Origin of the sequence: Trebonia sp., assembly GCF_049794275.1 — a bacterium.
Lineage (GTDB): Bacteria > Actinomycetota > Actinomycetes > Streptosporangiales > Streptosporangiaceae > Trebonia.
Window position 1 is genome coordinate 1 of record NZ_JBARCR010000514.1, and the last position, 9,609, is coordinate 9,609.

Here is a 9,609-nt window from a genome sequence, read left to right on the forward strand (position 1 = left end):
TCGGTGGCCTGGTACGGCGGGGCGGCGGCGAAATCGGCCATCGAGGTCTGCGTGGGTGCGAAGCCGGGCACGAGCGGCAAGGGCACCGCGGTGGGGGCAGGCGTCCCGTCAACCGCGGTGGGAGCGGGCTGCCCGGGGGGCGGGGTAAGGGAAGGCGGCGCGGCGGCCATGCGGATGACCGAATCGGGCAGCCAGTTCCCCGCCGGCTGGAGGGCGCCCACCGCGTCGAGCAGGGCGACGGCCGTCGGGCGCTGCGCCGGATCCTTGACCAGGCAGCGCTCGATCAGCGGCCGCACCGCCGCCGGCACCCCGTCAAGGTCCGGGGTCTCGTGGACGACGCGGTACAGCAGCGAGGCCGTCGTCCCGCCGCCGAACGGTCCCTTGCCGGTCGCCGCGAAGGCGAGCACGGTCCCCAGGCTGAAGACGTCGCTTGGCGGCCCGACTTCGGTGCCGATGGCCTGCTCGGGAGACATGAACCCTGGCGATCCGATCGTCAGGCCGGTCTGGGTGAGCGTCGTCGACTCCGCGGCGCGGGAAATGCCGAAGTCGATGACGCGCGGGCCGTCCTCGGCCAGCAGCACGTTCGATGGCTTCAGGTCCCGGTGCGTCACGCCCGCGGCGTGGATCGCGGCCAGCGCCTCGGCCAGCCCCGCGGCGAGCGCCAGCAGCGACGCCTCGGGCAGCGGGCCGTGCTCGTTCACCGCCTCGGCCAGCGAGGGGCCGGGAACATAGGCCGTCGCCAGCCACGCGATCGGGCCGTCGACGTCCGCGCCGACCACCATGGCGGTGAACACGCCGCTCACCGTCCTGGCCGCGGCGACCTCCCGAGCGAAGCGGATCCTGAACTGCGGATCCGAGGCCAGGTCGGGGCGGATGGCCTTCACCGCGACCGGCCGCCCGCCCGGGGACACACCGAGGAAGACCTGCCCCATGCCCCCCTGGCCGAGCCGCCCGACCATCCGGTACGGGCCTATTACCTGCGGATCTCCAGGCTGCAGTTCCTTGACCACGCTAATCCCCCACCCCGCGTCACGGGAACGCCCTGCCGACGCGCCGTCAGCCTTACGATAAATATCCGCCAGGGGATTGCAATATGCCCGAGCTGGCCCCTTTTCCTGCGACGTGGCTGTTTGGAGACGGCACCGTGCTAGCCGTACCAGAAGGCGGGTGGCCTCACGGTCGACCCGGTGGCGGCATCGCGCGCAGCATCGAAATATGAGCGACAATCAGACTATGGCCGGGGTGACGATCTCACCTGTGCGGCGCGCGCTGACGGCGCCGTTCACCCGGCGCGCCTGGGCAGAGGTCGGCTACGCCATCGTCAGCTTCCCGCTGGCCCTCCTCGCCTTCGTGTTCAGCCTCGTCACACTGCACAACGGCATCTTCTGGGCCGGGTCCGCGCCGGCGCTCAGGAAAATCGGCAGCGCCAACCGTTCCCTCATCCGCCGGATGCTCGGCGAGGACATCCCGGCCCCGCCGCCGCTGCGGCCGCATTCGTACGTGCGCGTGCGGACGCCGGACGCCGACCGGCTGGCGGCTCTGGCCAAGGCCGAAGACGCCAAGGTCAAGCAGCGCGGCAACCGGGTCAGGATCGGCGGGATGCTGGCCACCAGGATCGCCGAGCTGGCCGCGGACGAGCACATCGTCATCCACGCGATGAACCCCGATCGCGTGGTCGGCTGGTACCGGGGAGCGATACGCGACGCGCAGGCCTGGAAGATCCGCGGCTACTTCCTGATGAAGCCGGTGATCGCCAGCTTCCACCTGGTCGTCGCCGCGGGCTTCTGGCTCGCCGGGCTGTTCTACCTGACCTATCCGGCCTGGCAGGAATTCGCCGGGGCAGGCCCGGGGCTGGGCAGCGGGCATCCCGTCCCGCTGGCCGCCTCGTTCCTGTTCGTGCCGCTCGGCGCGGCCCTGCTGCTGGCGTCGCCGTGGCTGACGCGCGCGGTCTGCGAACTGGACCTGCTGCTCGTCCGCGGCTTCCTTGGCGACAGTTCCGATCAGGTCGCGCTCGCGGCGCGGGTCAAGAGCCTGGAGGCGGCCAGGGCGCGGGTCAAGAGCCTGGAGGCGGCCAGGGCGCACGTCGTGGACGACTCGGCGGCCAGGCTGCGCAGCATCGAACGCGACCTGCACGACGGGGCGCAGGCTCAGCTCGTCGCGCTGGCCATGAAGCTCGGGCTGGCGAAGGAGAAGCTGGAAGACCCCGCACCGCCCGACTTCAGCCGGGTCGCCCAGCTCGTCGACGACGCGCACCGCAACGCCATCGAGGCGATCGCCGAGCTGCGCACCCTGGCCAAGGGCATCCACCCCTCGGTGCTCGACAACGGCCTCCCCGACGCGCTGGCCACCCTCGCCGCGCGCAGCGCCGTCCCCGTCGAGCTGGTGGTGGACATCCAGGAACGGCCGTCGGCGGCGATCGAGACGATCGCCTACTTCTCCGCGGCCGAGCTGCTCGCCAACGTCGCCAAGCACAGCGGCGCGCGGCGCGCTACCCTCGAAGCCGTGCACGTCCCCGGGCTGCTGCGGATCCGGGTCACCGACGACGGCCACGGCGGCGCGTCCGCGGTGCCCGGCGGGGGCCTGCGCGGGCTCGCCGAACGCATCCGCACCGTCGACGGCAGCATCGACATCGACAGCCCGTCCGGCGGCCCCACGGTGGCGACCGTGGAACTGCCGTCCCACGCCTGAAGCCCGACCGGAGATCCTGCAGATGGTTGAGATGCTGCGCATCGTCATCGCCGAGGACGCCGCCGTGATCAGGGCGGGACTGGCCGAAATACTCACCGACCGCGGGCACGAGATCGTCGCCGCGGTCGGCGACGCCGAGGCGCTGCAGGCCGCGGTCGCCGAGCACAAGCCTGACGTGGCGATCGTCGACGTGCGGATGCCGCCGGACCACACCGACGAGGGGCTGCGCGCCGCGATCGCGATTCGCCGCGACCATCCCGGCACGGGCATCCTGGTGTTCTCCCAGTACGTGGAGACCCGGTACGCGGCCGACCTGGTGAGCATGCGGCGCGGTGCGCATTCCGCCGCGTCCGGCGGCGTTGGCTACCTGCTCAAAGACCGGGTCGCCAACGTAGCCGAATTCACCGACGCGATCGCCCGCGTCGCGGCCGGCGGCACCGCGCTGGACCCCGAGGTCGTCACCGGCATGCTGAACGCGGCCCGGCACACCAGTGCGCTGGCCACGCTGACCGCGCGGGAGCGCGACGTGCTCGCCCTGATGGCCGAGGGCCGCTCCAACACCGCGATCGCCGACCAGCTCGTGATCTCAGACCGCGCCGTCGAGAAGCACATCAGCAACATCTTCAGCAAGCTAGGCCTGCCGCCGTCCGACTCCGACCACCGGAGGGTGCTCGCGGTGCTGGCCTTCCTGGGGTCGTGACCGCGGCGCCCGTCCCGGCCGAGGCGTCCTGCTCCCTTGACGTGAGAATTGGCCGGACAGAGCATGGAACGTGAGGCTGGCGGGAAAGGTGCGGTTCTTGGGGGTTAAGGCGAGCGGCGTGCGCGAGCCACCCGGACGGCAGCAAGGTCCGGGCAGGCCGGGGTTCGACCTTATGACATCCAAGCTCCGCCGTCCTGCGGCGCGGCCCGGGACCGTCCCCCGCTCCCCGCTGGTCGGCCGATTGGCGGCAGACGGCTCTCCCCCGATCGTGGCGGTGATCGCGCCGTCCGGGTACGGCAAGACGACGCTGCTGGCACAGTGGGCCGAGCTCGACGGGCAGGCGTTCGCCTGGGTGTCTGTAGACGACCGGGACAACGACCCGAAGGTCCTGCTCAGCTACGTGGCGGCGGCGCTGGACGGGGTGCAGCCGGTCGACAAGCGGGTGTTCGAGGCGCTCGCCGCGCCGGCCAGCTCGGTGCCCGGCACGGTGGTGCCGCGGCTGGGGTCGGCGTTCTTGTCAATGACCGTCCCGGTGGTGCTGGTGCTCGACGACGTGCACCTGCTGCGCAACACCGAATGCCGCGACGCGCTGGCGGTGCTGGCCGATCACGTCCCGCCAGGGTCGCGGCTGGTGCTGGCGGGCCGCGACACTCCGCCGCTGCGCGTCGCCCGGCTGCGGACGCAGGGCCGGATCCTCGAGATCGGCTCGGCTGACCTGTCGATGAGCCGTCAGGAGGCCGCCTCACTGCTGAGCGCGGCTGACGTCCCGCTCGGCGACGACGACGTGGCGGCGCTGCACCAGCGGACAGAAGGGTGGGCTGCCGGGCTGTACCTGGCCGCCCTCCACCTGCGCGAGGGCGGCTCGCTGCGCGACGCGGGAGACGCGTTCGGCGGGGATGACCGGCTGGTGAGCCAGTACATGGAGTCGGAGTTCCTGGCGCGGATCTCGGCGCGGCACCGGGAGTTCCTGACCAAGACGGCGGTGCTCGAGCGGATGTGCGGGCCGCTGTGCGAAGCGGTGCTCGATCTGCCCCAGGCCGATACCACCCTGGCAGAGCTCGCCCGCTCGAACCTGCTGCTGGTGCCGCTGGACCGGCGCGGCTTCTGGTTCCGCTACCATCACTTGTTCCGCGACATGCTGCTGGCGGAGCTGGAACGGCTGGAACCCGGCCTGCTGCCGGTGCTCCGCCGCCGCGCCGCCGCCTGGTGCCAGGCCAACGGCCGCCCTGAAGAAGCGCTGGAGTACGCCATGGCCGCCGGCGACGTGGACATGGCCGCGGAGCTGGTGCAAGAGCTCGCGGTGCCGGCCCGGCGGCAAGGCCGGGTCACCACGCTCGTGCGGTGGTTCCGGTGGCTGGATGACCGGGACGCGATCGCGAGATACCCGATGGTAACGGCGCTGGCCGCGCTGATCTACGCGTGGATGGGACGCCCGGCCGAGGCCGCGCGGTGGGCCAGCGCGGTGGATCGCTGGGACCAGGAAAATTCCGTCCGGCCGGATCGCGGCGTCATCGGGGCCTGGGCCGCACTGGTCAGGGCCTTCGCCTGCCAGCACGGGATCGCGCAGATGCGCATCGACGCTGACCAGGCGGTTCGCAGATTCCAGGAGGCGGGCATCGTGACGGGGGCAGCCGCGCTACTGCAGGGGATCGCGCGCATCACCTCCGGCGACCTCGACGGCGGCGACGCGGCTCTGGCCGATGCGGCCCGCCTCGGGCAGCAGGCCGGCACGGACGGTATCGCCGCGGAGGCGATGGCCGTACGGTCACTGGCGGCGATGGCACGCGGCGACTGGGTCCGCGCGGAAGACCTCGCCGGACAGGCACGCGCCACGTTGCGCCTGGCCGCCGAGGAAGATAGCTACATCGCTCCCCTGGTCTGCGCGGCCGAGGCGCGCGCGGCGATCCACCGTGGCGACGTCGAGGCCGCCCGGCGGCAACTGGTCAGCGCGCAGCGCGCGCGGCCACTGCTCACTTACGCCATCCCGCACGTCGCCGTGCAGGCCAGGATCGAGCTCACCCGCGCCCACCTCGCCCTGGGCGACACCGCCGGGGCCAGGACGCTGCTGCGCGAGATCGATGACCTGCTCAGGCGGTGCCCCCACCTGGGCACGCTGGTCGACGAGGCTGAGGCGCTGCGGGCCCGCATCGGAGCCGAACGCGACCCCCGCGCTCCCGGAGCCTCCTCCCTGACGGCCGCCGAACTGCGCATCCTGCCGCTGCTGGCCACCCACCTGTCCTACCCCGAGATCGCCGCCGAGCTGTTCGTCTCGCCGAACACCGTCAAGTCACAGGCGTACTCGATATTCCGCAAGCTCGGCGCCTCCTCCCGCAACGAGGCGGTCATCCGGTCCAGGCAACTGGAGCTGCTCGACGGGTAAATACCACGGGGCGCAATTGCACTCGATGAATTCTCTTGACGTGAGAATGGCCTGGAGCCGAGCATAGAGCCGTAGACCGTCGGGAAAGGCGCGGTTTTGGGGGGATGAAGGCGAACAGCGTGCGGCAGTATCCCAGCCAGACGCGGCCTGCGGCCAGGCCGGGGTTCGACCTTATGACCTCCAAGCTCCGCCGCCCCGCCGCCCGGCCAGGAACCATCCCCCGCTCCGCGCTGATCGGCCGGCTGGCGGCGGACGGCTCTCCCCCGATCGTCTCGGTGGTCGCGCCGTCCGGGTACGGCAAGACGACGCTGCTGGCACAGTGGGCAGCACGCGACGGCGAGGCGTTCGCCTGGGTGTCCCTCGATGACCGGGACAACGACCCGAAGGTCCTGCTCAGTTATGTGGCGGCGGCGCTGGACTCGGTGCAGCCGGTGGGTGACCAGGTGTTCGAGGCGCTCGCATCGAACACCAGCTCGGTCCCGGGCACGGTGGTGCCGCGGCTGGGGTCGGCGTTCTGGTCGATGACCGCGCCCGTGGTGCTGGTGCTCGACGACGCGCACCTGCTCTGGAATACCGAATGCCGGGACGCGCTGTCGGTGCTGGCCGATCACGTCCCGCCAGGGTCGCGGCTGATACTGGCGGGCCGCGACACCCCGCCGCTGCGGATAGCGCGGCTGCGCGTCGAGGGCCGGATCCTGGAGATCGGGCCTGCCGAGCTGTCGCTGAGTCGCCAGGAGGCCGCCTCGCTGCTGCACGCGGCTGACGTCCCGCTCGGCGACGACGACGTGGCCGCACTGCACCAGCGGACAGAAGGGTGGGCCGCCGGGCTGTACCTGGCCGCGCTCTACCTGCGGGAAGGCGGCTCCGTCCAGGGCGCGGAGGACGCGTTCGGCGGGGATGACCGGCTGGTGAGCCAGTACATGGAGTCGGAGTTCCTCGGGCGGATCTCGGCGCGGCACCGGGAGTTCCTCACTAGGACCGCGGTGCTCAACCGCATGTGCGGGCCGCTGTGCGAAGCGGTGCTCGATCAGCCCGGCTCCGCGGCCGAGCTGGCCGAGCTGGTGCGGTCGAACCTGCTGCTGGTGCCGCTGGACCGGCGCGGCTTCTGGTTCCGCTACCATCACCTGTTCCGCGACATGCTGCTGGCCGAGCTGGAACGGCTGGAACCGGGCCTGCTGCCGGTCCTCCGCCGCCGCGCGGCCGCCTGGTGTGAGGCCAACGGCCTCCCTGAAGAAGCGCTCGAGTACGCCATGGCCGCCGGCGACGTCGACGCGGCCGCCCGCCTGGCGCAGAGCCTGTGGGTGCCGACCGACCGGCAGGGCCGGTTCGTGACGCTCCAGCGGTGGTTCCGGTGGCTGGACGACCGGGACGGGATCGCGAGGTACCCGCTCATCGCCGTCTGGGCCGCGGTGCTGGCCGCGGAAACCGGGCGGCCAGCCCAGGCCGAGCGGTGGGCGGACATCGTGGACAGCTGGCAGTACGGGGACTCGTCACGACCTGCCGACCCCGTCACCGAGGCCTGGGCCGGCGTGCTCCGCGCCATCATGTGCCGGCGCGGCGTCGAACAGATGCGCACCGACGCGGACGAGGCAGTGCGGAAGTTCACGGCCGCGAACACCATGACGCCCGTAGCCCCGCTCTTCCAGGCCCTCGCGCGCATTCTGTCTGATGACCATGACGGCAGTGACGCGCTCCTGGAGGACGCCGTCCGCATCGCGGAGGAAGTCGGCGCGCACGAGGTGCAGGCGGACGCGCTGTGCGAGCGGTCGCTGCTGGCGATGGCGAACGGCGACTGGAGTCGCGCGGAGACCTTGGCCGCCCAGGCAAGGGACGCGCTCCGCCCGATCGGAATGGAGGCGCTGCTCGCCAGCGCGGTGCTCGCCCGCGCCGCGGTGTACCGTGGGGACCTTACGGCGGCACGGCGCGAGCTTGTCAGCGCGCAGCGGCTGCGGCCATTGCTCACCTACGCCATCCCGCACCTGGCCGTGCAGGCCCGGATCCAGCTCATCCACGTGCATCTGGCGTTTGCCGACATAGCCGGGGCCAGGACGCTGCTGCGCGAGATCGAGGAGATCCTCAAGCGCAGGCCCGGCCTGGGCACCCTGGTGTACGAGGCCCTGGAGCTGCGGGCCCGGCTTTCGGCCGAGCGCGGCCCGGCCACTCCCGGGATGTCTTCGCTGACCACCGCCGAGCTGCGCGTCCTGCCGATGCTGGCCACGCACCTGTCGTTTCCCGAGATCGGCGCCGAGATGTTCCTGTCGCCGCACACCGTCAAGTCCCAGGCGATGTCGATCTACCGCAAGCTCGGCGCCTCCTCACGCAACCAGGCGGTCATCAGGTCCCGGGAGCTTGGCCTGCTCGAAGGAATAGCCCCCTGAGGCGGGTAATCGCGGGAAATGGCGACGTCACGGGCCCGTTCGGGATGATTTCATGCCGATCGCATGATGCACGGGCTCACCCGAGGGCGTTGGGTGGTTTTGGGGGGGGTATCAGAAGTGTGCCCCATAGCGACCAAGCCGCCCCGACCCGCACGGGAGGTAATGATGGCCGCATATGCTGCCAACCGGGCGCCGACGAGCACCCGGCGTTCGACGGTGCTCATGGGCGATCCGATTCTGACGTCAAAGATCACCGCACCTGATGTTCCGGCCTGGGCGGTGCAGCGCCCGAGGATTACCGGGCGGATCGCCGAGGGAACGCGGTGGTGCCCGCTGACCGTGGTGACCGGCCCGGCTGGTGCGGGGAAGACGATGGCCGTGGCGATGTGGGCGGCGGCAGAAGCCGACCGGGTCGCCTGGGTCTGCCTGGATGAGTTCGACAACCGGCCGGGCGCGTTCTGGTCCTATGTCGTGGCTGCGCTGCGCCGGTCCGGTATCGCCGTGCCGAAGACGCTGCAGGCCATTCCGCAGGAGCCGGCCGGGGTTGACGGGTTCCTGCTCGGGCTGACCGCGCTGCTGGCCGCCCAGGACCTGCCGCTGACACTGGTCCTCGATGACCTGCACCTTCTCACCGAGCCTGGAACACTGAAGGGGCTCGACTTCATGCTGCGGAACGCTGGATCCGGCTTGCGCGTCGTGGTCACCTCGCGCATGGACCCGCTGCTGCCGCTGCACCGCTACCGGGTAGCCGGGCAGCTGACCGAGATCCGGGCGGACGACCTCGCGTTCAGCGCCGCCGAGGCCAGCCTGCTGCTGGCGCAGCACGGCAGTACCCTGACGGCGGACTCGCTGGAGAGCCTGACGCAGCGAACCGAGGGCTGGGCGGCCGGCCTGCGCCTGGCGGCGATGTCACTGGGCGCTCATCCCGACCCCGGCCAGTTCATCAAGGAACTGCTGACTGAGGACAGTGCCCTGATCTGCTACCTGGTCGACGAGGTGCTCAACGTGCAGCCGCCGGAGGTTCGCGAGGTCCTGCTGAGCACGAGCATCCTGGAGCATGTCAGCGCCGATGGCGCTGTCGAGCTGACCGGCGACGGGCACGCCGCGGGCGTCCTGGCGTCCCTGGCCCGCACGAACGCGTTCGTCCAGCCGCTGGCCCCTGGCTGGTACCGCTACCACAACTTGTTCGCCGAGATGCTGCGCCTGAAGCTGCGGCTCGAGCATCCGGAGCGGGTGGCCGTCCTCCATCAGCGGGCGGCCCGGTGGCATCAGCGCGACGGCCGGCTCGCTGACGCGGTGCGGCACGCCGCCAAGGCGGCTGACTGGCCGCTCGCCGCCGCCATGGTCGTCGACGAACTGGCAATAGGCGAACTGGCCGAACGGGGCGCCGGGCATCCGCTCGCGGCCGAGTTCGCGGCCATGCCTGCCGACCGCGCCTGGGCAGAGCCGGCGCCGTACCTGGT

6 protein-coding genes are annotated in these 9,609 nt (G+C 71.5%); 5 read left to right on the plus strand and 1 reads right to left on the minus strand.

Annotation, left to right across the window (positions count from 1 at the left end; translation table 11 throughout):
* The coding region (locus tag WA805_RS13925; RefSeq protein WP_425242543.1) for a protein kinase domain-containing protein at positions 1–1,010 on the minus strand (1,010 nt) is incomplete at its 3' end.
* A gap of 205 nt (positions 1,011–1,215) precedes the next feature.
* Here WA805_RS13925 and WA805_RS13930 point away from each other — a divergent pair.
* The 5 genes from WA805_RS13930 to WA805_RS13950 all read left to right on the plus strand — a co-directional run.
* Positions 1,216–2,688 carry a sensor histidine kinase gene (locus WA805_RS13930; RefSeq protein ID WP_422273794.1) on the plus strand — a complete coding sequence of 491 codons (1,473 nt, stop codon included), beginning with the start codon at positions 1,216–1,218 and terminating at the stop codon, positions 2,686–2,688.
* Between the two features lie 34 nt (positions 2,689–2,722).
* On the plus strand, positions 2,723–3,388 hold the full coding sequence (locus WA805_RS13935) for a LuxR C-terminal-related transcriptional regulator (protein WP_422290763.1): 666 nt from the start codon (positions 2,723–2,725) through the stop codon (positions 3,386–3,388).
* A 172-nt stretch (positions 3,389–3,560) separates the two neighbouring features.
* Complete coding sequence (locus tag WA805_RS13940) at positions 3,561–5,768, plus strand: LuxR C-terminal-related transcriptional regulator (protein WP_425242544.1); 2,208 nt, start codon at positions 3,561–3,563, stop codon at positions 5,766–5,768.
* Between the two features lie 119 nt (positions 5,769–5,887).
* Positions 5,888–8,146: a LuxR C-terminal-related transcriptional regulator gene (locus tag WA805_RS13945; protein WP_425242545.1), complete on the plus strand. Its 2,259-nt coding sequence runs from the start codon at positions 5,888–5,890 to the stop codon at positions 8,144–8,146.
* Between the two features lie 222 nt (positions 8,147–8,368).
* The coding region (locus WA805_RS13950) for a hypothetical protein (RefSeq protein WP_425242546.1) at positions 8,369–9,609 on the plus strand (1,241 nt) is incomplete at its 3' end.

What these genes read in the sequence shown, in the direction of transcription:
- WA805_RS13940 (WP_425242544.1), top strand. Translation starts at nt 3,561, where the DNA reads ATGACATCCAAGCTCCGCCGTCCTGCGGCGCGGCCCGGGACCGTCCCC.
- WA805_RS13930 (WP_422273794.1), top strand. Translation starts at nt 1,216, where the DNA reads ATGAGCGACAATCAGACTATGGCCGGGGTGACGATCTCACCTGTGCGG.